The sequence below is a fragment of the Idiomarina sp. genome (assembly GCF_048260185.1).
Lineage (GTDB): Bacteria > Pseudomonadota > Gammaproteobacteria > Enterobacterales > Alteromonadaceae > Idiomarina.
In genome coordinates this window covers 313,755-336,929 of the sequence record NZ_JBLXHB010000002.1, presented here as the reverse complement: position 1 = coordinate 336,929, position 23,175 = coordinate 313,755, and the positions used below count along the sequence as shown (strand labels likewise).

At 48.3% G+C, this 23,175-nt stretch carries 21 protein-coding genes; 10 read left to right on the top strand and 11 right to left on the bottom strand.

All coding sequences use genetic code 11. The features are described from left to right. Positions 1–4: 4 nt before the first annotated feature. Complete coding sequence (locus ACN0RF_RS07265; RefSeq protein WP_417438539.1) at positions 5–1,504, bottom strand: inorganic triphosphatase; 1,500 nt, start codon at positions 1,502–1,504, stop codon at positions 5–7. A 225-nt stretch (positions 1,505–1,729) separates the two neighbouring features. Between ACN0RF_RS07265 and putA the strand changes: the two genes are divergently transcribed. Beyond that, positions 1,730–4,897, top strand: coding sequence for a bifunctional proline dehydrogenase/L-glutamate gamma-semialdehyde dehydrogenase PutA (gene putA, locus ACN0RF_RS07260; RefSeq protein ID WP_110013974.1), 3,168 nt, complete (start codon positions 1,730–1,732; stop codon positions 4,895–4,897). Between the two features lie 49 nt (positions 4,898–4,946). Here the strand turns inward: putA and ACN0RF_RS07255 are convergent, their stop codons facing one another. From ACN0RF_RS07255 to ACN0RF_RS07240, 4 genes are all read right to left on the bottom strand, one after another. Continuing rightward, positions 4,947–5,396 (bottom strand): hypothetical protein, encoded by a 450-nt coding sequence (locus tag ACN0RF_RS07255; RefSeq protein WP_417438538.1) that lies wholly within the window; start codon positions 5,394–5,396, stop codon positions 4,947–4,949. Continuing rightward, positions 5,386–7,170: an acyl-CoA dehydrogenase C-terminal domain-containing protein gene (locus ACN0RF_RS07250; protein ID WP_417438537.1), complete on the bottom strand. Its 1,785-nt coding sequence runs from the start codon at positions 7,168–7,170 to the stop codon at positions 5,386–5,388. The genes ACN0RF_RS07255 and ACN0RF_RS07250 overlap by 11 nt, the downstream gene beginning before the upstream one ends. Positions 7,171–7,278: 108 nt before the next feature. After that, positions 7,279–7,995, bottom strand: a complete 717-nt coding sequence (locus ACN0RF_RS07245) for a general secretion pathway protein GspB (RefSeq protein WP_417438536.1) — start codon at positions 7,993–7,995, stop codon at positions 7,279–7,281. A gap of 25 nt (positions 7,996–8,020) precedes the next feature. Next, on the bottom strand, positions 8,021–9,439 hold the full coding sequence (locus tag ACN0RF_RS07240; RefSeq protein WP_417438535.1) for an ExeA family protein: 1,419 nt from the start codon (positions 9,437–9,439) through the stop codon (positions 8,021–8,023). A gap of 109 nt (positions 9,440–9,548) precedes the next feature. On the opposite strand from ACN0RF_RS07240, the gene ACN0RF_RS07235 reads away from it, so the two are divergent. Continuing rightward, complete coding sequence (locus ACN0RF_RS07235; protein WP_417438534.1) at positions 9,549–10,661, top strand: multifunctional CCA tRNA nucleotidyl transferase/2'3'-cyclic phosphodiesterase/2'nucleotidase/phosphatase; 1,113 nt, start codon at positions 9,549–9,551, stop codon at positions 10,659–10,661. On the opposite strand, the gene folK is transcribed toward ACN0RF_RS07235, so the two are convergent. Both folK and folB read right to left on the bottom strand, forming a co-directional pair. Further along, complete coding sequence (gene folK / locus ACN0RF_RS07230) at positions 10,658–11,167, bottom strand: 2-amino-4-hydroxy-6-hydroxymethyldihydropteridine diphosphokinase (protein ID WP_417438533.1); 510 nt, start codon at positions 11,165–11,167, stop codon at positions 10,658–10,660. The two genes, ACN0RF_RS07235 and folK, sit on opposite strands and share 4 nt — an antisense overlap. An 11-nt stretch (positions 11,168–11,178) precedes the next feature. Then, positions 11,179–11,562, bottom strand: coding sequence for a dihydroneopterin aldolase (gene folB / locus ACN0RF_RS07225; protein ID WP_011235196.1), 384 nt, complete (start codon positions 11,560–11,562; stop codon positions 11,179–11,181). Between the two features lie 97 nt (positions 11,563–11,659). Here folB and plsY point away from each other — a divergent pair, with 97 nt between their 5' ends. Then, positions 11,660–12,250, top strand: coding sequence for a glycerol-3-phosphate 1-O-acyltransferase PlsY (gene plsY, locus ACN0RF_RS07220; RefSeq protein ID WP_011235197.1), 591 nt, complete (start codon positions 11,660–11,662; stop codon positions 12,248–12,250). On the opposite strand, the gene tsaD is transcribed toward plsY, so the two are convergent. After that, positions 12,234–13,268 (bottom strand): tRNA (adenosine(37)-N6)-threonylcarbamoyltransferase complex transferase subunit TsaD, encoded by a 1,035-nt coding sequence (gene tsaD / locus ACN0RF_RS07215; RefSeq protein ID WP_417438532.1) that lies wholly within the window; start codon positions 13,266–13,268, stop codon positions 12,234–12,236. The two genes, plsY and tsaD, sit on opposite strands and share 17 nt — an antisense overlap. Positions 13,269–13,394: 126 nt before the next feature. Between tsaD and ACN0RF_RS07210 the strand changes: the two genes are divergently transcribed. After that, positions 13,395–14,951 (top strand): amidase, encoded by a 1,557-nt coding sequence (locus ACN0RF_RS07210; protein ID WP_417438531.1) that lies wholly within the window; start codon positions 13,395–13,397, stop codon positions 14,949–14,951. Here ACN0RF_RS07210 and ACN0RF_RS07205 read toward each other — a convergent pair. After that, positions 14,929–15,969 carry a phosphodiesterase gene (locus tag ACN0RF_RS07205; RefSeq protein WP_417438530.1) on the bottom strand — a complete coding sequence of 347 codons (1,041 nt, stop codon included), beginning with the start codon at positions 15,967–15,969 and terminating at the stop codon, positions 14,929–14,931. The two genes, ACN0RF_RS07210 and ACN0RF_RS07205, sit on opposite strands and share 23 nt — an antisense overlap. Beyond that, the gene (locus ACN0RF_RS07200) at positions 15,969–17,003 is read right to left on the bottom strand and encodes a type IV pilus twitching motility protein PilT (protein ID WP_417438529.1); all 1,035 of its coding nucleotides are present in this window, start codon (positions 17,001–17,003) and stop codon (positions 15,969–15,971) included. Before ACN0RF_RS07200 ends, ACN0RF_RS07205 begins: the two co-directional genes overlap by 1 nt. A 36-nt stretch (positions 17,004–17,039) precedes the next feature. On the opposite strand from ACN0RF_RS07200, the gene ACN0RF_RS07195 reads away from it, so the two are divergent. From ACN0RF_RS07195 to ACN0RF_RS07180, 4 genes are read left to right on the top strand one after another with little or no spacing between them, the layout of a single operon-like run. Further along, on the top strand, positions 17,040–17,750 hold the full coding sequence (locus ACN0RF_RS07195; RefSeq protein ID WP_417438528.1) for a YggS family pyridoxal phosphate-dependent enzyme: 711 nt from the start codon (positions 17,040–17,042) through the stop codon (positions 17,748–17,750). Next, positions 17,750–18,574 carry a pyrroline-5-carboxylate reductase gene (proC, locus tag ACN0RF_RS07190; RefSeq protein ID WP_011235203.1) on the top strand — a complete coding sequence of 275 codons (825 nt, stop codon included), beginning with the start codon at positions 17,750–17,752 and terminating at the stop codon, positions 18,572–18,574. The genes ACN0RF_RS07195 and proC overlap by 1 nt, the downstream gene beginning before the upstream one ends. A gap of 8 nt (positions 18,575–18,582) precedes the next feature. Continuing rightward, a complete protein-coding gene (locus ACN0RF_RS07185; RefSeq protein ID WP_253618714.1) occupies positions 18,583–19,110 on the top strand; it encodes a YggT family protein in 528 nt (175 codons plus the stop codon). A 23-nt stretch (positions 19,111–19,133) separates the two neighbouring features. Then, complete coding sequence (locus ACN0RF_RS07180) at positions 19,134–19,556, top strand: DUF4426 domain-containing protein (protein ID WP_034822476.1); 423 nt, start codon at positions 19,134–19,136, stop codon at positions 19,554–19,556. Positions 19,557–19,558: 2 nt separating this feature from the next. Here ACN0RF_RS07180 and ACN0RF_RS07175 read toward each other — a convergent pair whose 3' ends face one another. Continuing rightward, complete coding sequence (locus ACN0RF_RS07175; protein WP_034822474.1) at positions 19,559–21,283, bottom strand: potassium/proton antiporter; 1,725 nt, start codon at positions 21,281–21,283, stop codon at positions 19,559–19,561. A gap of 130 nt (positions 21,284–21,413) precedes the next feature. Between ACN0RF_RS07175 and rdgB the strand changes: the two genes are divergently transcribed. Together rdgB and hemW are read left to right on the top strand one after the other, a co-directional pair. Then, entirely contained in the window at positions 21,414–22,025 is a 612-nt protein-coding gene (gene rdgB / locus ACN0RF_RS07170; RefSeq protein WP_417438527.1) for an RdgB/HAM1 family non-canonical purine NTP pyrophosphatase, read from the top strand. Next, positions 22,022–23,173 carry a radical SAM family heme chaperone HemW gene (gene hemW, locus ACN0RF_RS07165; protein ID WP_417438526.1) on the top strand — a complete coding sequence of 384 codons (1,152 nt, stop codon included), beginning with the start codon at positions 22,022–22,024 and terminating at the stop codon, positions 23,171–23,173. Before rdgB ends, hemW begins: the two co-directional genes overlap by 4 nt. Positions 23,174–23,175: the final 2 nt, after the last annotated feature.

Below are 23,175 nucleotides of genomic sequence, written 5' to 3'. Positions count from 1 at the left end.
CACCTTAATTTAACCAGTATGGTTCACGTTTCAGCGCAGCTTTACGCGAATATTCAAGAGCTTTTAACAGGGACTCACGCTGTACTTTTTGCCAGTCCATCAGCTTTTCATCCACTTCATCGTCGCGGTCCCGAATACGCTCATGCAAAATATGCAAAGCGGTAATTTCACGAATCCCTCGGGCTAAATCCTGCCACGGCAAACGAAAGCTTTCTCTCAAATCCACATCGAACAAATGTCCGAAACAAGTCCCCATCAAAAGGCTATTTTGTAAAGGTGTCAGCAGTTTAAGATAACCTTCCTCACTAAGCTTTTCATGCTCAGAAAATGCCGTTTGTACCAGCTGCCAGTCGCTCTTCAAAAGTTGACTGCTCCAGGGCAAAACGGGCTGCTCCAGCTCCTCTGTCATTTCTTCTTTCAACAGAAACTCTGACAACCCCAGTACGGTTTTCTGGTATGCGGCAGAATGCACTAATTCAGCGACTTCATTCAGGCGAATAACATCCTCCTGACTGTTGACCAAAGATTCATACAATTTGCTGTAACGCTTAAGCGCACGATGATAAGCCCCATCTTCAGCGGTTAGCTCATCCAGTCCTTCAAAGCGCTTTAGCCATTGCAGTTTCGAGGTTATTTGCGAGATGCCAGTCAGCAATCGTCGTTCACCAACCCCGTTCTCAATGAGCTGTTCCAACACAACCCGCACCATTTGCATGCCGTCCGCCATTCCCTGTACCGCCCGGACACTGGGTTGGAAGTCCAGGCAGGCTTCATTGTGCTGCCAATGACGCAAGCCCGACTCTAACGACCGATAAAGCGCCTGCCCGACATTATGCTCAGAATGGATTGGTACGTAGTGCATTTGTGTAAAAGGTTCCAGCAAGCTTTTTCCGGCTAGCAGATAGCCTCTTGCGGCTTTACTTAATGAGCCTACCCGCGCACCGGCTTTTTTCACTAACTCCTGCGCCAGCCGATAGGCCTCGGTCAAAGAGCCACCCTGTAACTCCAGTTCAATTTCCGCTATTGGTTCTCGCTGCTCACCCGACTCTATGTGACCTTCATCAAGAACCATTTCGATAACACCTTCGCCACTGGGAAGCCGCCAACGGGTTCGGGTAAAATCGGTAACGAACAAGGTGTCCAAATCGCGCTGAATATCGTAAACCGGGAAGTCATCCGGCCATATTTCGTTATCAAACAGGGTTAAATCTGGTTTGTCGCTATCAATTTCAATATTGTACTCAGGCCTTTGATGCATACCGCCCATAACCCGACCAGCCAATTTCACTGTCTGCTCTTTATGATCTTTATCGCTACGTATCCGTAGTCCAATATCGAACTGACGTAAACGTAAATCGGACGTGTCAAAGTAGGCATTTTTGAGTTCAAACTGCTCTTTGCGGGGTTTTGCCTGATGAGAATCCGCCAACGACTGGCAGACTTCTAGCGCTTTTTCTCGCTGTTCTGGAGCAATTAATAATTTGAGCTCAACTTCTTGTGACATAAATCGATTCCGATGCGTTTAATAAGTTAGATTAAAGGTACTGGCTTGGCGGCTAACGGTCAACAAACACGGGCATTTAGTTCACTTGACACCAAGGGTGAAAAGTTGCAACGTGAGATCCGACCATGAAGGGTCTTTACCCGCGCAAAAATAAGCTTATACTTGCGCCGATTCCCAACTTTGGGGAAGCACGCCGAGCTTCGGCCTGGCTACACAGGAGATGCTATGTTCAAAGCGAGTGAGGTGCTATCCAAACAGCATCAGGCTGAGGACTTAAAGTCCTTACAGCAGGCAATTACTGACAATTATATTGTTGATGAAGACGAATATATGCGTGAGCTGTTGCCGCTGGTTCCTGCCGATGATGATACGGTTAGCGCAGTAACCGAGCGCGCAGCTAAGTTAGTTGAGCAAGTGAGGGAACAGGCAGATAACGGCGTCGTTGACGCATTTCTGCAAGAGTACAGCCTAGATACCAAAGAAGGTATTATTTTAATGTGCCTTGCCGAGGCACTATTGCGAATTCCTGATGCTTATACAGCCGACGCGTTAATTCAAGATAAACTCTCCGGCGGAGACTGGCAGAAACACATGGGTCAGAGTGCGTCCTGGTTAGTTAACTCAGGTACCTGGGGGCTGGCACTGACAAACAGTGTAACTAACCCTACAGGCAAAGCGATGGAAACACCGCGTGGTGCTTTCCGCCGTCTTGTTCGCAAACTCGGTAAACCCATTATTCGCAAGGCAACCTATACCGCCATGCAAATTATGGGTAAACAGTTCGTGCTAGGACGTACCATTGAGGAAGCCTTGAAAGAAAGCCGTGATAACCGCGACAAGGGCTACACTCACGCTTACGATATGCTTGGCGAAGCCGCATTAACCATGAAGGATGCGGATTACTACAAGCAGCAGTACGTCAACTCAATCAAGACGATAACCAAAGAAGAATTCAATAACCCGGATGCGCCGCGCCCAACAATTTCAATTAAATTGTCAGCCTTGCACCCTCGTTATGAAGCATCAAATCATGAACGTGTACTAACTGAGCTGGCCACCACTTTGACCGAACTGGTCAAGCTGGCCAAAGAAGCCGACGTTGGTGTGACCATTGATGCTGAAGAAGCCGATCGCCACGAGCTTTCAATGGAGCTGTTTGAGAAAGTCTACCGCAGCGGCGTCTGTAAAGGCTGGCCACGTTTTGGTTTGGTTGTACAGGCCTACTCGAAGCGTGCACTACCCACCTTGTGCTGGATAACCGCGCTGGCAAAAGAGTGTGGCGATGAAATTCCTGTTCGCTTGGTAAAAGGGGCTTACTGGGATAACGAAATTAAGTGGACTCAGGAAAACGGTCTGCTTGGCTACCCGGTCTTTACTCGTAAGTCACACAGCGACATTTCATATCTGGCTTGTGCCCGATACTTACTGAGTGACGATACTGACGGTGCCATTTATCCGCAATTCGCGACTCACAACGCGCAAACCTTTATGGCCATTCAACAAATGAATGAGACCCATCAGCGTCGAATTGAGTATCAGCGTTTGCACGGCATGGGTGATAGCTTGTACGACACCATAATGGAGCAAAATCCAGGTATGGTGGTACGTATCTACGCACCAGTAGGCCCTCACAAAGATTTGTTGCCGTATTTAGTCCGCCGGCTTTTAGAGAACGGTGCTAACTCGTCGTTTGTCCACAAGCTGCTAGATGCAGACACACCGGTCAATGACTTAGTCGAGCACCCGATGAAAACCGCGTCCGGCTACGAGAAGTACGCTAACAGCAAAATTCCACTTCCCTCAGAAATGTATGGGGATCGCACAAATTCATTAGGATTGAATATGAATATTCACTCACAAGCAGATGATTTTATTGCAGCGGTTCAACAGTACCGTGACAAACAATGGCAAGGCGGCCCCATCGTCGATGGGAAAACCATAGAAACCGATCACCACGTCAGTATTACCAGCCCTCAGGAAACCTCGAAGCAGGTTGGCAGTATCTACTGGGGTGATAAAAAGCTCTCTGAGCAAGCACTGAAAAGTGCGAACGCTGCCTACAAATCCTGGCGTAACGTTCCGACCGAAGAGCGGGCGGAATGCTTAGAGAAATTTGCCGACTTAATGGAAGCTAACCGTAACGAGCTTATCGCTCTGTGTTCTGTAGAAGCTGGCAAAGGCTTACAGGACGGTATCGACGAAGTTCGCGAGGCCGTTGATTTCTGTCGTTATTACGCCAACCAGGCGCGTGAACTCATGGGTGGCCCTATTCAGTTACCGGGTCCGACAGGCGAAGACAATGAGCTGTTTGTTGAAGGTCGTGGAACTTTCATTTGTATTAGCCCATGGAACTTCCCTCTTGCCATTTTCGTCGGCCAGGTTGCAGCCGCTTTGGTTACCGGTAACTCAGTTATTGCTAAACCAGCAGAGCAAACCGGGCTTATCGCATACCGCGCAGTGCAGCTGGCTTTAGAAGCAGGCATTCCGGGTAACGTATTGCACTTTATGCCAGGCAGTGGTGCCGAGGTCGGTAGCTATTTAACCAGCCAGGAAGACATTGGTGGCGTTTGCTTTACCGGTTCGACTTATACTGCTCAGGCCATTAACCGCGCACTAGCGGCACGTACTGGTCCAATTGTGCCATTGGTTGCTGAAACCGGCGGACAGAACGCCATGATGGTTGACTCTACCGCTCTGCCGGAACAGGTTGTCACCGATATCGTTGCCAGTGCCTTCCAGAGTGCGGGACAGCGTTGTTCAGCCCTGAGAGTTCTATTCGTACAGGATGATGTTGCTGACCGTGTTCTCGACTTACTACGTGGCGCTATGGAAGAACTGCAAGTTGGTGACCCACTGCTGCATGAAACTGACGTTGGTCCGGTTATCGACGGTATTGCAAAAACTAACCTGGAACAGCACATATCAGATATCCAGCAGGCCGGTCGCCTAATTGCTCGTGCACCACTGCCTGATTACGCTATGGGCGGTACTTTTGTTGCACCTACAGCAATCGAAATTGACAGTATCAGCCAGTTGGTAAAAGAAAACTTCGGGCCAATTCTTCACGTTATTCGCTTTAAAACGAGTGAAATTGACGAGGTTATAGAGAGCATCAATAACACAGGCTTTGGTTTAACTTTCGGTATTCACAGCCGTAACGAGACCTTTGCTCACGACGTAGCTAGCCGTATTGATGTTGGTAACGTTTACATTAACCGTAACCAGATAGGTGCGATTGTCGGCGTACAACCATTTGGTGGTCGCGGCATGTCAGGTACCGGACCGAAAGCCGGCGGACCACACTACCTAACCCGCTTTGTTACCGAAAAAACGCGTAGTGATAATATTACTGCCGTTGGCGGTAACGCTACCTTGTTGTCTTTGGACGATTAAAGGCCAGCAATAGACAGAAAAGCCAGCGAGAAATCGCTGGCTTTTTACTTTATTCTTCGTTTATTTCTTCGTAACTTTTTAGCTCTATCTGGTAATTTTCCAGTTGCCGTTTGAGGCTGTCATTTAAAATGACAATAATTTCCTGCCTGCGCCCTTTTTCATCAACAAAACTCAAACCGGCTAAATCCTTTTCATACTGTTGCAGTACCGGCGGGTTTTCCAACTGGTAAGTTCTGGGAGGTAAAATGAGGCGTTTTTCCATTAACTCAAGGTCATTATAAAATGCGGCCGGTTGCAATGGTCTAAACTTCACTACAATTGCCATAACAATAGCCATGGTCAGCAGCGCGCCCGTAACGATAATCCACAAGGGAACCGCATCGCCAATATAAATTGCCATCCATATCGCTAAAAAGAAGCCGCCCCAGGCCTGAGGGCGGCGACTATCACGATAAAACGTCAGTGCATTGCTTTCTTTTTTTTCGTCTTTAGAATTCATCGTCACTATGTAAGTAAAGGCTTTCACTACCATCTTTTATCGCAGCTGCCAGGCTATGAATGCGAGGCAAAATGCGGGCAAAATAGAAACGTGCCGTTTTTGCTTTAGTTGCAAGGTATGGCTTGTCGTTTAACAGTGGCTCTGCGGCTATTGCCATTTTCAACCACAGGTAAGCGTAAGAAACATAGCCTACCAGATGCAGATACTCAACCGCCACGCTGTTCACTAAATTCTCATCACCAGCCGCTTTTTGCAGTACTTCCTCACTGACACCATTGAGAATATTCAACGCCTGCTGCAGTTGATCACGCTGCTTTATCCATTCACTACCGGTCGCAGTTTCATCCAGAAAGCTCTGAATTTCTTCGTTAAAGGGCTGCAATAGCTGACCTTGTGAACCAAACACCTTACGACCCAATAAGTCCAGCGCCTGAATACCATTAGTGCCTTCGTATATCTGAGCTATACGAGTATCGCGAACCAATTGTTCCTGGCCCCATTCCCTGACATAACCGTGCCCGCCAAAAACCTGTTGGCCATGAATGGTCGACTCCAGTCCAGTGTCGGTTAAAAACGCTTTCGCAACAGGCGTTAATAACGCCACCATGGCATCGGCTTTTTGTCTAACCTGATCATCTCCGGCGTATTTGGAACGATCGAGCTGCTGCCCAACCCAGGTCGAAAACGCCCGACCACCTTCAGTCAGAGACTTCATAGTCAGTAACATACGGCGCACATCGCCGTGCACTAAAATTGAGTCGGCTTCGGCTTGGTCGTTACGAGTTGCTTTTGCGCCGCGTCCCTGAATACGATCTTTAGCGTATTCCAGAGCATTTTGATACGAACGTTCTGCTGCGCCCAGCCCCTGAATACCAACGCCTAATCGCTCATAGTTCATCATGGTAAACATAGCGGGTAAACCTCGATGAGGCTCACCAACCAGCCAGGCCTTTGCACCATCAAAGTTCATCACACAGGTTGCTGAGGCGTGAATCCCCATTTTGTGTTCAATAGAACCGCAGCTAACATTGTTGCGTTCGGTCAGGTTACCCTGCTCGTCGGATAAAAACTTAGGCACCACAAACAACGATATACCTTTTGTACCCGCCGGTGCGTCAGGCAATTTAGCCAACACCAGGTGGACAATATTGTCGGTTAAGTCATGCTCACCGCCGGTAATAAATATTTTGGTGCCGCTAAGTGAAAAACTGCCGTCTTGCGCGGGAATAGCCTTGCTGCGAATAATGCCTAAATCCGTACCGGCATGAGGTTCAGTCAGGCACATAGTACCCGTCCATTCACCCGAGACCATACGCGGTAAATAATGGTTCTTCAGCTCATCACTGCCATGCGAGTTAATTGCCATGATAGCGCCGGAGGTTAAGCCCGGATAAAGAGAAAAGGCTATGTCGGCGCTGCAAAGCATTTCTTCGTACTGAGCAGATAAAGATTTAGGCAGGCCCATACCGCCAAAGTCGGGATTTGCCGTTACACCAACCCAGCCACCTTCAGCAAGCTGGCGAAAGTTCTCTTTATAGCCTTTAGGTGTTGTCACCTCGCCGTCTTTAAACTTAACCCCTTCTTCATCCGCTTCGCGGGCTATGGGCGCAACTAAGTTTTCCGCTACTTTTGCGCCTTCATCAAGAATAGCGCCAGCGGTTTCAACGTCCATCATGTCGGCAAGTTCCGGAGTCTGCTGCCAGTCATCAGCAACGCGGAATACATCATGCAGAACAAAATCCATGTCGTCGCGGGGAGCTCTGTAGTCAGCCATATCATTACCTCTTGTAGAAATTACAACGCGTTCAAACTAATAATTTAAACGCTTGTTTAAACTTTATCGCACAAGAGTATGAATCCCTTCGCAGGATGTCAATAATTTCTATGGTTGCCAGTCCTCTAAAGCGGGCTGGGAGAATGCCTGTGAGTCTTTCACCAAAACCACCTTTTGTGGTTCTATTCGCAATATTGTCAGCTGATTTAACGCATCACCCTCGTATAGTCTCTGCCCATTCAATTCAATCCATCGTTGTGACGCACTAGAGCGATACATGTGGCTGTCATAACTAAAAGCAGGTATTTGGTTCTGAAACGAGCGCGAAAGTTCACTTAATGAAGGTATGACACTGGTATCAACTCTATTATCATCGCTATTACTGGTGTCGTTCACTGCCGCTTCGAAGCGCTGTAACAAGTCTGGTGAAACAGTCGAAAGATCAAGAGCTTGCCGCTGAGATTCAGCTTGCCCGGCTGGCTCGGATTCTGACGATTGCTGTTGACCAGCGCTTTGCGTTACGTCGGCTTTTTCCTCCGGAGCGGGTTCGGGGTCGGGCTCAGCATCCCATTCAACCGATTCAATACTGGCGGTTTCCCTCCAACGAAAACCCTCGGCTTCAGGACGTTGAGATTGATTTTTTTCACCAAGCCACATAGCTCCGGCAGAACCCAGCGCCGTGCCGAGAATAAGTACCAAAGGCCAAAGTAGCCAGCTCCAGCTACGGCTGTTTTTATCGTTAGCCATAAGCGAGGCATCAAGCACTGAGGTTTGCTTTAATAATGGCGACTGTTGCTGCTTTAACGCTTTTAATAAGGATGACATGGCTTGCTCTCTTTACTCGCTTTTTTCATTCGCTTTCTTCATTCAATCGGGGCCCAAAGTCAGACGCGCGTGATGCCAGCCATGCCATTGTCGCATCATCCAGCTGCCCGGTTACCCGCAGCCCCTGACTTTTTTGTAGTGCTTTAAATTGTTCAGCCGATGACTGACCTTCCCATTCTGAACTTAAATGTTTTGCCAGCTGTTCACGAACCCACTGCTGGTGTGCGTCGCCGTTTTCAGCCAACGGCTGTTGATACAAAATAAGGAAAGCCCCGTTCCAGCCATTAGTATCTATCGCCGTACCATCGGTTATTAAATCGGCGCTTTTATTTCGTTTGTAAAGTAATGCCGGGTAGTTAATGCTGCGCAGCTGCTGCAGGCTCTGGTTTAACTCAAGGCAGGCGAGATCATATTGTTCTACCCACTGGCAAAAATCAGCATCTACCGGAGGTTCCGGCAAACCCCAGACATTCGCAAGCTCCTTTGCGGCCTGATATTGACTGCTGGTAGCTACATTCGACGGTTTTTCCGTATCGTTAATCAGCGTGTAACTGCCAACTGCGCTGGCGACAAGAAGCAAAAAAGCTCCCGCCCAACGCCATAGAGCGGAGTGCGGCTGTCTATTTCTGCTGCCGGTCGTACCATTCAGTTCAATATGCGCTTGCTGTATATGCCTGGGCAGCACTTCGTTGCTAGATTCAGTATAAGCTGCCAGCAATGCCCGGTCACAATAAAGGTTTAATAAGCGAGGAATGCCCTGGGTTAACTGATGCGCCTTTCGCCCTGCAGCTGAACTAAATAACGGACGGTTCGCGCCGGCCACCTGTAGCCGGTAGGCAATGTAGCGCTGCGTATCCTGCTCGGTCAGCGGCAAAATGTGGTAACGGGCGGTAATGCGCTGTGCCAGTTGACGAAGCTCCTGCCGGCGCAGTAAGTCCTGTAATTCCGGCTGACCAATTAAAATGACCCGAAGCAATTTACGATCATGGGTTTCTAAGTTGGTTAGTAACCTTAGCTGTTCAAGAACCTGAGGCCGCAGATGCTGAGCCTCATCAATCAGCACCACACACTGGCGACCATCATCATTGGCTTTCAGAAAAAACTGGCTGAGTTTATCCGTCAGCGTTTTACGGGTAGCGGATCGTTTTTGATAACGGATACCAAATTCATCGCACAGGCTGGCAAGCAGTTCGTCCTCATTCAGCATAGGGTTAAGGATAAATGCGGTTTCCGTCGACTCAGGCAACTGCTCCAGTAAAGTTCGGGATACCGTAGTTTTGCCTGTTCCCACTTCTCCGGTTAACAGAATAAAGCCACCACTGCCCTGCAGCCCTTGCGTAAGGTGCGCTAAAGCCTCCTGATGCCGTTCACTCAGGTAAAGGTAGTTTGGGTCCGGGGCAATGGAAAACGGCTCTGCCTGAAGACCAAAATAGTTTTGATACATATCGGTCCGCTACTGTGCTGATAATATTATTTGTTCAACAGTGTAACGACTTGCTTGCACATCGACCAGTGATTCGACATGATCATGCCAAACAAAGTTGAGGTGAACAGTGGACGTATACTTAGTCGGCGGCGCAGTACGAGACAAACTTCTGAAATTACCCGTGCATGAGCGTGACTGGGTAGTAGTGGGTGCCCGTGCAGAAGACTTGCTAAAACAGGGGTTTCAGCAAGTTGGTAAAGACTTCCCGGTGTTCCTCCACCCCAGTACCCGAGAAGAATACGCACTGGCCCGGACTGAACGAAAATCCGGCAAAGGCCACACCAGTTTTGACGTGTTCGCCTCTCCCGATGTGACTCTGGAAGATGATTTAGCCCGCCGGGATTTAACCATTAACGCCATTGCGCAAAGCGAAGATTGCGAAATAGTCGACCCGTATAACGGCGTACAAGACATTGAAGCACGGAAGTTACGCCATGTTTCTGCAGCTTTTACCGAAGACCCTTTGCGGGTATTAAGAGTAGCACGTTTCGCCGCGCGTTTTGCTCACTTGGGTTTTACCGTCGCCGAAGAAACTCAGCAGTTGCTGCAGGAAATGTCAGCCAGTCAGGAACTCAGTCACTTAGTCCCTGAACGGGTCTGGCGGGAATGGGAGAAGTCACTGTTAACCCAAACGCCAACTGTCTTTTTAACTCTGCTTAGAGACATACAGGCGCTTTCTCAGGTGTTACCCGGAATAACCGCCGATGATTCACAACTGCAACGATTGCAAAGAACATCGGCTTATTCCGATTCAGCAACGCTAAGATTTGCCAGCTTATTTATAGAGCAAGAAACTCCTGAGAGCCTGAAGCAGTTCTGCAGGCAACTGGCCATACCGAATCATTATCGTGACTGCGCTTTGCTGGCAAGAAATCATGAAGATTTCATTACCACACCGGAGCTCCCCGAAAAAGCTCAATTGGCTGCAATACTGAAACAAATTGACTACTGGCGCCGACCGGAGAAGCTGGAGCAGTTGCTACAGTTACGGCAAGCTGAATATAGTGAATCTAAGCAGCAGAAAAGTATTGCTGCTCAGCATAAAAAGTTACGTTCGGGGGCAGAAAAAGCCGCAGCGCTTAATGCTGGGACTTTGCAGCAGCAGGGCTTTACCGGTAAAGCCCTGGGCGATGCTTTACGCGAACAGCGTGAGCAGATACTGGCTGAGGCATTGAATTAACCTTCCAGCCAAGAAGTGTCGCTAATAGGCTCTAATTGTTGCGGTGAGTCTTTATGGGTCTGCTGGTATTGCTCCCACAACTGCTCGTAACTCACATTTAAAAGCGGATGCAGGTGGTGCCCGGCTATTTCAGCCAGTGGCCAGAGCACAAAGGCATTTTCAAGAATTTCGCCACGGGGCAACTGCGGTTGTTGCTCCCGAATAACGTCATCATACAATAAGACATCAATGTCTAATGTTCGCGGGCTGAACTTAGCACTGCCCGGAATCCGTCCGTTTTCCTGCTCAATGCGCTTGCATTCACCCAGAACTTCGGTAACAGAAAGGTTGGTTATTACCTCCACCACCAGATTGTAAAAATCACTTCCGGAAAACCCTACCGAGGCACTGCGAAAAATTCTTGAGCGTTGTTGCCAGGTAAAGCTCTTTGCAATGGCTTTCAACCCTGCCCGAATATGTTTTTCACGATCCGTATTAGAACCTATTCCGAGAAAAACTTGCGCCACAACTTATCCTCTTACCCAAATGGGCTGTCGAAAACACTTCGGCGAACGCTTACAGCCACCGTTTTAGCATTAGGCACAGCTCCGGGTTTAGCCACCCGCACTTCAACGTTCTGCACACCGAATTCATTCAAAATGAGGCTGGCAACGCCTTCAGCAACCGTTTCTATGAGCTGACGCGGCTTCTCTGCTACCCAGGCCGACACTCGCTCGCTCACCAGTGCATAATCTAAAGCGTCGTCAATATTGTCAGTAACTGCCGCGCGCTGGTTGTCCCAGCTCATCTGAATATCCAGCACCAACTGCTGTTTTTTTTCTTTTTCCCAGTCATAGACACCAATGATGGTTTCTACGGTTAAGCCTTCAATGCTAACGACATCAATATCTGCTTGTTCCATTTGTGTTAACCCGTGGTAATTGCCCAAAAAACCGCTTATTCTAGGGACATTGAGTTTTAATCGCAGTCTACCTTAACCAACGAGGGATTCGTACCCCATGACAGCGCTTACTTTACTGATGATACTTTCAGCCTACCTTCTGGGCTCTATCAGTAGCGCTGTGGTTATCTGCCGGCTTTGGGGCTTACCTGACCCCCGCAAAGAAGGTTCCGGCAACCCCGGAGCCACGAATGTTTACCGGGTTGGCGGAAAAATCCCTGCGTTATTAACTCTTTGGTTTGATGTTTTAAAAGGTATGGTTCCGGTGTGGGGCTCTTACTTTCTCGGCATTGAGCCCTTTTTCCTTGGGCTAATTGCGGTTGCAGCCTGCCTTGGCCATATTTTTCCGCTTTACTTTCATTTTCGTGGCGGCAAAGCTGTTGCTACCGCCTTAGGTGCTATGTTTCCGGTTGCCTGGGAAATGGCGTTGTTGCTCATTGCCACCTGGTTACTGGTTTTCCGTGTCAGCCGGGTATCCTCTTTAGCGGCTTTAGTAACCGTCTGTCTGGCACCCTTTTATGCCTATTGGATAAAACCCCAATACACAGTCCCGGTTATTATGATTTCGCTATTAATACTCTGGCGTCACCAGGCCAATATTCTGCGCTTGTCCTCCGGCGAAGAAAAAGCCTTTAAACGGCGTCGTTAATATTCACCATGGGTTTCAAATCTGTCATCGGCCATCTCGGATAGGTTTTCACTGCCAATGACTCACGTTCCCCTGCTTCTAAACGCAGAGCACCAGCCAGGGCGATCATTGCGCCGTTATCAGTACAAAATTCCGTGCGGGGATAAAATACCTGACCTTTTTGTTTTTCCAGTAAAGCTTCCAGTTTTGCGCGTAAATGCTTATTGGCACTGACACCTCCGGCAACAACCAAACGCTTGTAACTGGTTGCTTTTAGTGCCCGGCGACATTTAATCACCAAAGTATCGACCACCGCATCTTCAAATGCCCGCGCAATATCCGCCAGGGTCTGTTCATCACTGTCATTAGCGGCCAGAGTATTAGCCGCAGAAGTTTTCAAACCACTGAAAGAAAAGTTAAGGCCGGGCCTGTCTGTCATTGGTCTGGGAAAGGTAAAGCGCTCGCTGTTGCCCTGTTCCGCCAAAGCAGCCAGTCGTGGTCCTCCCGGGTAATCAAGCCCCATCAGTTTAGCTGTTTTATCAAAAGCCTCGCCTGCAGCGTCATCTACTGATTCGCCAAGCAAATGGTAATCGCCTATACCTTTTACTTGAACCAGTTGAGTGTGACCGCCGGAAACCAGCAAGGCGACAAAAGGAAATTCGGGTTGGTTCTCTTCCAGCATAGGCGCCAGCAAGTGGCCTTCCATATGATGAACTCCAACCGCCGGTAAGTTCCAGCCAAAAGCGAGGCTGCGGCCGATGCAGGCACCAACTAACAGAGCACCAACCAGCCCAGGTCCCATGGTATAGGCTATGCCATCCAGTTGTTGATGTGTAATACCCGCTTCTTTTAGGGCTGCTTTAATCAGCGGTAAGGTCTTGCGCACGTGGTCGCGCGAGGCAAGCTCGGGCACTACCCCACCGTAGTCGGCATGCAGTTTCACCTGCGAGTACAACTGGTGGGCTAATAAGCCTTTTTCGGTGTCGTACACCGCAACACCCGTTTCATCACAAGACGTTTCAATACCCAATACCCGCATAATACTAACCAATTCTGCTATTTACCGACAATTGACGCTATTTTACCTGATTTTTATTCGCATGACTCGCCTTACAGGAAAAGTTATGCCACTTTATGAAAACATAAAAACAACAAAGGCTTTAGCATGAGACAACTCGTTGCATTTCTATTTATTCTGACCTTGTCGGCCTGTCAGATATCACCAACGGAGCAGGACAAGTTTTCCTGGCAGGACGCCTCTGTTATTGAGTTGCAAAATGCCATGACCAATGGTGATTTAAGTGCCGAACAACTCACACAATATTACCTGCAACGCATTAATAGTCATAACCGTCAGGATGCTAACTTACGAGCAGTAAACAGCGCCAACGAAAATGCTCTGACAGATGCCAGACGGCTTGATGAAGAACGCGAACAAGGTAAGGTTCGAGGTCCATTACACGGTATTCCTGTTCTGTTAAAAGACAACATCGATACCGCTGACGGCATGGCAAATACAGGGGGGTCATTACTGTTCGCAGAAAACTACCCGGAAGATGATGCTTTTCTTGTAACGCAATTACGCGATGCTGGTGCCATTATTTTAGGCAAAGCTAACTTAAGCGAATGGGCGAATTTTCGCTCTACGCGCTCGAGCTCGGGCTGGAGTGCCATTGGCGGTCAGGCGGTCAATCCGTATGACAGAACTCGTTCCACTTGTGGCTCCAGTGCAGGTTCCGCTACCGCTGTTGCCGCCGATTTAGTCGCACTTGCGGTAGGTACCGAAACCGATGGCTCGCTAACCTGTCCGGCCGCTGTTAATGGCATTGTTACCATCAAGCCAACGCTGGGCCTTATCAGTCGCGACGGCATTATACCTATTGCACATAGTCAGGATACTGCAGGCCCAATGGCTCGTAGTGTAGCCGGAGCCGCCTTAATGCTGGATGCGATGCAAGCTTACGATCCGGATGACCCCGCTGGCTATCGTACCGAAACGAATTTTGCCTCGCATTTAAAAGCAGACGGACTCGAAGGTAAGCGTATTGGTGTCGTTCGTAACTTAATGGGTTACAACAACTTGCTTGACGAACAGTTCGAGCAACAGCTCTCGATTATGGAAGCTCAGGGAGCTGAAATTATTAACGTTGAGATGACAACCTACGGAGAATACGGCGGCGATGAATTTACCGTGCTGCTGTATGAGTTTAAACAGGATATGGCAGCTTATCTGAAAAGCACGAATCTGCCCTTTAACAATTTAAGTGACATGATAGCGGCAAATAATGAATTGCCTGAGCAGGAGTTGTCACTATTTGGTCAGGAGCTTTTTGAAATGGCAGAGGCTCAGGATGACGAAGCCGCTTATAAGAAAGCGTTGGCCAAAAGCAAAAAGCTGGCAGGTAGGGAAGGCATCGATGCCATGCTTCAGGAGAACAATATCGACTTACTAATAGCTCCGACAACAAGCCCTGCCTGGAAAATTGACCACGTACTTGGCGACAATTATTCAGGCTCGGCCAGTTCACCAGCGGCCGTTGCCGGATACCCGCACATATCAGTGCCAATGGGTTATATCCAAATTGGAGACGAGCCCGGCCTACCGGTAGGTATCAGCTTTTTTGGTGCTGCACGCTCTGAGGCCACGCTCATAGAAGCGGCATTCGCCTACGAACAGGCGACAAAACACCGTAAGTCGCCTAGTCTGGCTGTAACTGACTAAGGGGAACCCGACGAGTATCGAGCGGCCGGCCGTCAACATCGCGGAGTGTTAACTCCAGTTCCGGCTGCTCTTTCCAAATGACTTCAATTTGACCATAACGGCTTTCGGCATATGCTTCACCGTCGCGATAAACAGACGAGTAAGGCGTTTCACCGTCAAAGTTAACAGACCCCGGAGTCACCTGCCAGAGTGGATAAGACAGGAATTCATCTGACTTAGCGAACTCACCAAACAAGCGGTCACCACTGGCCAGCAATAATCCCGAAGGCTTCAGTTCGGTTAGCAGCTCTTTTAAACGATTTTGTTCGCGCAAGTATAGTGCCCAGCTGTCATAGCCGTTAGCAGGAGCTATTACCGGTGTCGCGCTCATAATAATGCGGACTTCGGCAGGCTGTTGTAATTGCTCCGCAAGCCACTGCCATTGTTCATCACCCAGCAAATCTCCCGTATTATTCGACTGATAAGGGCCTAAATCAGCATTAAATCGGCGAGTCTGACGCTCTACCCAGCCCACCTGGCTCAGTGGGTCACGGTTCCAGCGGCCATCCAGAACAATAACCTGCACACGTTGCGGTTCATTCCCAAAAATCACACTCTTCGCAATACCATGGCTTTGAAACAAGCGTTCCGAGGTTGCCGGTTCACGCCAGAAAGTCAGAAAGTGGTTGCGAACAGCATAGCGATTCGGGTTATTTTTTCCGCTCTTATCATCCAGACTGTAGTCGTTGCGGTTCCATACCGACATAACCGCAGAGTTGCGCCGCAGAACCCGCGGCCCCCGGTACCGGTTAAACACCTCATAGGCATCCAGTAAGTCGTCCATATCACCGGCGTTCTCGTCAATAGTGTCGCCCAGGAACACAAAGACTTCAGGCTGCGCATGATTAATCGCATCCCAGACTTCCTGTCGCTTGGTATGGTCAATGCAACAGCCAAAAGCCACTCGTGTTGTCTGCTGTGCAGCTGCGCTAAACGCCACCCCCAACAACAGTAGCAGCCAAACGACCCGTATTAGCATTAGAAATCCTCTTTAGTCACCGCACAGTGGCGCGCCTCTTCTGCTTCTATATCGCCACGAGCCAGTAATTTCTTGAGCGCCTGATCTAATGTTTGCATGCCCCGCTCTGCTCCGGTTTGAATAGAGGAGTACATTTGCGCCACTTTGTCTTCGCGAATCAAGTTCTTAATAGCGGGCGATGACAGCATAATTTCATGTGCGGCAACACGACCGCCCCCTACTCGTTTCAGCAAGCTCTGCGAAATAACGGCACGCAAAGATTCCGACAGCATGGAGCGGATCATGGGTTTATCATCACCCGGAAATACGTCAATAATACGGTCGATGGTTTTTGGCGCAGAGGTTGTATGCAAGGTACCTAAAACTAAGTGCCCGGTTTCAGCTGCCGTCATAGCTAAACGGATAGTTTCTAAATCGCGCATTTCACCCACCAGAATCACATCAGGGTCTTCTCGCAGGGCTGAGCGAAGCGCCGCACTAAAACTACGAGTATCCCTGTGTACTTCGCGCTGACTGACCAGACTTTTTTGATTGTCGTGAACAAATTCTATTGGGTCTTCAATGGTCAAAATATGCAACGAGCGGTTTTGGTTCAAATAATTCACCATGGCCGCCAATGTGGTTGATTTACCGGAGCCGGTCGGTCCGGTTACCAACACTAAACCCCGGTTAGCACTGACAATGTCCTTAAAGATTTCCGGAGCATCCAGTTGTTCTAAAGTGGTGACTTCCGCGGGGATCATGCGAAAAGCGGCAGCAATGCCTTTGCGTTGGGTAAACACGTTGGCACGGAAACGCGCGACACCTTCAATTTCAAACGAAAAATCACACTCAAATTTTTCTTCGAACTCCTGCCACTGACCTTTAGTCATCACCTCAAACAACATGTCTTTCAGCTCATCCGGCTGGTGCTCGGGTTGATTTAGCGGACGAATGTCCCCATCCACTCTAATCATAGGGACACTGCCGGAGGACAAGTGTAAGTCCGAAGCATTTTGTTTCACACTGAAGGCCAGTAATTCGTTAACATTCATATATCTTATCCCTGAATAAGTGAGATGACGGTGGCAATGACAACTAAGGTAGCAGAAAAGATAACAAATAATCTCGCGGAAATACGTCAGCAATTGCAGATTTTATCTGAAAAATCGCCACACCAGCAGTCAGTAAAATTGCTGGCGGTGAGTAAAAAGCACTCTTTGGATGCGATAAAAGCCGCTATTGCCGCCGGACAAATGCATTTCGGCGAAAACTATGTTCAGGAAGCCGTTGATAAAATTACTCAGCTAAAAGAACAAACTTCCGAGCCGGTACAATGGCATTTTATCGGCCCGGTTCAGTCGAACAAAACCAAAGACATAGCTCAGCACTTTGACTGGGTACAGAGCGTAGAGCGCGAGAAAATAGCTCGTCGTCTCAATGAGCAGCGCCCCGGCGATTCGCAACAGCTAAACCTGTTATTGCAGGTTAATATTGATGATGACGACAATAAATCGGGTTTAGCCCCCGAGCAGGTTGACGCTTTAGCGGAATACGTTATGAATTGCCCAAAACTAAAATTACGCGGTTTAATGACTATTCTTAAAGCCGGGACAACAGAAGACGAATGCAAAAAAAGCTTTCAGCACATGTATAAGCTCTACCAACAGTTGCAAAGAGCTTACGGCGAGCAAATTGATACCTTATCCATGGGGATGTCTGGTGATATGCGACAAGCAGTGCTTGAGGGTGCTAACATGGTACGTATTGGAACAGCAATTTTTGGAGAACGGGAGTCCTAATGAACGACATTCGGAATATTGCCTTCATTGGCGCAGGAAATATGACACAAAGCATTGTCGGCGGTATGTGTAAAAGCGGTTACCCTGCTGATAAAGTCTGGGTCAGTAACCCAAGTGACGCCAAATTAGAAAAGATGAAGTCCGAACTGGGCGTTAATACCAGTAACGACAATCTGGAAGTGGTGAATAACGCTGACGCTATCGTACTGTCGGTTAAGCCTCAGTTAATGGCAGAAGTTTGCGCTCACTTACGTGAAAACGTCCACAACCTGACAGACAAATTGATTATTACCATTGCAGCAGGTATTCGTATTCCAAAATACCGCGAGTATTTAGGCGAAAACATCCGTATTATCCGGGTTATGCCAAATACGCCGTCACTGGTAGGTCAGGGCATGTCAGGTTTAGTTACGGACGATTCCGTTGACGAAGCGGATAAAAACTTTGTAACCGAAGCCTTTAATGGCGTAGGTGAAACTCTCTGGGTTAGTGACGAAGATCAGCTCGATATTCTCGGTGCTGTAGCCGGAAGCGGACCAGCTTACTTTTTCGAGTTTATGGACAGCCTGGCAAAAGCTGCAACAGAGCTTGGTTTTGATGCCGAAAAAGCCCGCGCTATGGTTCAGCAAACCTGTTTAGGTGCCGCTCAAATGGCGAAGGAAAGTGAATTATCACTGGAAGACTTACGCAAACAAGTCACCAGCAAAGGCGGCTCCACGGCTAAGGGTGTTGAAGCGTATCAAGACTCAGACTTACACGGCATTTCGGAAAAAGCGGTAAAAGCCGCGGTTAACCGTAATCAGGAAATGGCGAAACTCTTTTAGGAGTCACTATGAATAACGCCCTTACATTTTTAGTCGCAACCATAATTGACCTGTATTTGGTCATAGTACTTTTGCGACTCTGGATGCAGTTAACTCAAGCTGATTTTTATAACCCGGTCAGCCAGTTTGTTTATAAGGCAACCCAGCCTGTCGTGGGCCCGCTGCGCAGCTTTATGCCAATGCTGGGCAAGCTGGACACAGCCAGCTTAATTTTTGCGTTAGCATTAGGCATGCTAAAAGTAGCGGCGCTGGTCTGGCTTAACAACTTAGTTGTTGACCCGCTGGTGATTGTTATTCAGGGAATATTAACGGCTGTAAGCAGTTTGCTGTCAATGTTGTTCTGGGTACTGGTTATTCGGGCAATACTCAGCTGGTTCTCACAGGGGTACAACCCGGTAGAAGCCATGCTACATCAAATCACAGAGCCGTTATTAGCGCCTGTACGTAAAATTCTTCCTCCAATTGGGGGCTTAGATTTATCGGTACTGGTTGTCATTATTGCCCTGCAATTTCTACGCATACTCATTGGCGTTTAACGCTACTGGTGGAGGAAAAAGTGATGAGTAAAGCATTCTTTGTTAAAACAGTAATGGTCGTTTCTTTAATATTTTCAGGCATTGTCATGGCTGAACAGAAAGAGACGCTCGGCGACTGGGATGTTCACTACAGCGCTTTTAACTCCACCTCTTTATCTCCCTCTATTGCGACGCAATACGACTTAACCCGCAGCGCATCGAAAGGCGTGCTCAATATTGCGGTATTGGATAAAAACACTCAAAAAGCGCAAACACCCGGGGTAACCGGGCAAGTGGTTAATCCGCTGGGGCAGATACAAGAGCTCGATTTTCAACAGGTGACAGAAGGTGATGCCAGTTATTATCTGGCTCAGTTTGAGTACTCTAATGCTGAAACCCTGCGTTTTACCATTCAGGTTGGTGAGCAACAGTTTAAATTTAACCAGGAGTTCTGGTTAAACGACTAGCTTTAAACCGGCTTAACACCTATCGACTGAATATCACCTTTATCACTGATTTTCCTTACTGTCAGAATGACGTCGCCCAAACGTATATTGTCACCAATAACAACGCGGCGATGGAATTTCTGCGAGAAGTAATCAGCAATAGTGGTACTCAGTAGCGCATCGTCCAGGTTACCCAGAGGATAGAAACTGCCGACATCGGCCAGCGTCAGGTCGCCACGTAAAGTAAAGTCACCAAAGAAGTCTTTCTCCGATACTTTTAAGCCCTTACCTCCTGATGCGAGAATTCTGCTCACTTCATCAATATCGTTTACCGTTGCGGCGACCAGTAGGCCATCACCCTCTTCCACCATAGGCTGAGTTTCTGGCTGTAACCATTCGCCATCGCGAATTAACCCAACAAAAGTAGCCGGAGCCGTTAGTTTTAGCTCCTTCCAGGTATGGTCACAAGCTGGCGAGTTTTTGTCTATTTGATAAAGCCAGACTTCTAACGCTTCCTTGCTGGGAACTGAGGACAGCGGCATACGCTGCTGAGGTTTAGCTTTTAGCGGCACCTCAAGCCCTAACCAACGAGCCACAGGTGCAATACTCCATCCCTGAATAATGAGCGAAATCATCACCACCACAAAGGCAATATCAAAATACAACTCTTGCTCGGGTACGCCACTCAGCCAGGGGAATAACGCCAGTATGATAGGAACAGCGCCTCTTAAACCCACCCAGCTGATAAACACCTGTTCACGCCAGGGAAAGCTAAATGGCAATAAACTAATAACGACAGCTAACGGACGGGCAATAAAAATTAAGGTAAAGGCAATACCCACAGCCAACGGCGCATTAGCCATTAAATGAGAAGGCACAACAAGCAGCCCCAGAATCAGGAACATAGCTATCTGACTTAACCACGCAAGACCATCCTGTACCTGCAGTATATGCACCAGTTGGGGAAGTCGTGCATTACCAATAACAAAACCCATTAAATAGACCGCCAGAAATCCACTGGCATGGAGTTTTGCTGTTAGCGCATAAATGGAAATAGCGCAGGCTACCGCCAGCAATGGAAAGAAGCTAAAACTAAGAGGCAACTTACGTGCCGCAATAATGAATAACCGACCACCTAACCAACCTATGGTCAGACCGCCAATTAACTGCCAGATAATATCCATGCCTACCCAGTACCAGTCTGGGAAGTTGCCATTGGCTACGGCACCGGTCATGGTTAAAGTCAGAATAACGGCCATGGGGTCGTTACTACCCGACTCTATCTCAAGGGTTGATGCAACCCGCTCTTTAATCTGCAATCCACGGGACTGAAATATACCAAACACTGCCGCGGCATCTGTTGAGCTGAGTATAGCTCCCATTAGTAAAGCCGCAGGCCAGGGTAAACCAAACCAATAGACCGCGGCAGAAGCCACCAGAGTGCAGGTTAATGCAACACCTATGGTTGCCAGACTAATAGCCGGCCAAAGTGCCACCCTAAAGCGCTCGGGGTGCGTTCGCATACCACCGTCAAACAAAATAATGACCAAGGCCGCAGAGCCAATAAAAAATGCGACATCCGGGTTATTAAACTCGACACCTAATACACCTTGCTCACCCGCTAACATACCAATTAATAAAAAGGTCAGCAGCACAGGTGCACCCAGCCGGTTGGATGCTACAGCGGCTAAAATACTGACAACCAGCAGCAAGCCACACAATAAAATCAAGGTGTTAGCCGAATCCAAATAGAATCTCCTTATCTTTGTCTCTGCTTGTTCATCATAGCAGATTTCACTTAGCAGCTAATGTTAGATTTCAAATCCGGTTAAAACCCTTTATCCTGTGCCCCTTGATAATTAGGGTACAGGTTCGCTTATGACGTCACAAAAAACCTTAGTGCTGGCTACCGGCAACGCGGGCAAAGTTGCCGAATTACGTCACATGTTAAGTCAGACACATGCTACCGCCGACTGGCAAGTTCGCCCGCAGTCAGAATGGGACTTCGCCGAGGCTGATGAAACCGGCACCACTTTTGTTGAAAATGCCATTATAAAAGCTCGCCACGCGTGCCAGCAAACGGGGTTACCTGCTATTGCTGATGACTCAGGTCTGGCTGTTACTGCTTTAAATGGTGCTCCGGGCGTTTACTCGGCCCGCTACGCTGGCAGCAACGCCTCTGATTCCGACAACATACATAAATTACTGCAAGCCTTAGAGGGCATTGAAGAAAGTCAGCGTCAGGCCAGTTTTCATTGCGTACTGGTTTATATGCAAAGTGCAGAAGATCCGACACCAATCATCTGCCAGGGTCGCTGGGACGGACACATATTAACCAAGCCGGTTGGAGAAGAAGGTTTCGGCTACGATCCAGTATTTTGGGTTAAAGAAAAAAACTGTTCCGCAGCGCAATTAAGCAAAACAGAAAAACAAGGACTTAGCCACCGCGGACAGGCGTTAAAGTTACTACTTGAGCAGTTGGCTGAATGACTTCTCCTCTGACGCTTCCGCCGCTGTCTCTGTATATACACATTCCATGGTGTATTCAGAAGTGCCCTTATTGTGATTTTAATTCACATAAACTGACCGGAGATGTACCTGAAGCAAGTTATGTCGGCCGTCTTTTAGAAGACTTACGAGCCGACATTGACTGGGTTCAGGGCCGGGAAATTCAGTCAATATTTATCGGCGGAGGTACGCCGAGTGTATTGTCTGCAAAAGCAATACAGCAGTTAATGGACGGGGTTCGTTCAATCATCGCATTAAGTTCCGATTGTGAAGTGACGATGGAAGCGAACCCGGGAACCTTTGAGACTGAAAAATTCTCTGCTTTCGTTGCTGCAGGCATCAACCGCTTGTCTATTGGCGTTCAGAGCTTACAGGAACATCAGTTACAACGCCTGGGGCGTATTCACAATCCGCAACAGGCAAAGGATGCAGCTGCGCACGCAAGTGAATTACCGCTATCCAGTTTCAATCTCGACCTTATGCATGGTTTACCGGATCAGACCGTAGAAATGGCATTAGACGACCTACGTCAGGTCATTGCCCTGAACCCGCCGCATATCTCCTGGTATCAGTTGACGATTGAGCCTAACACGCTATTTGCGAGCCAGCCCCCGGAACTCCCGGACGACGATACACTGTGGGAAATTTATCAGCAGGGTCATAAACTTCTGGAAGCAGCAGGTTATTCTCAGTACGAAGTGAGCGCTTACGCTAAACCAGGCCATCAGAGCAGGCATAACCGTAACTACTGGCAATATGGCGACTATTTAGGTATTGGTTGCGGAGCCCACAGCAAAGTCACTCTGCCTCAAGAAAATAAAATTCTGCGTTGCGAAAAAGTGAAGCACCCCAAAGGCTATTTAGATTTAACCAAGCCCCTGCGCTATCAAGTAAAAGAAGTTGCAGTAGATGACCGCTTGTTTGAGTTTTTCATGAACCAGTTCCGCTTACTGGAGCCAGTTAGTAAAAGTAACTTTGAACAAACCACGGCTCTTTCTGCAGAGGTAGCCTCAAAGCAGTTAACGAAGGCCAAAACTCTGGAGCTTGTAATGGAAGACGAGCTTAACTGGCAACTAACTCAACGCGGCCACCGATTTTTAAACTCGGTTCTGGATACGCTTCTGGATTAAGC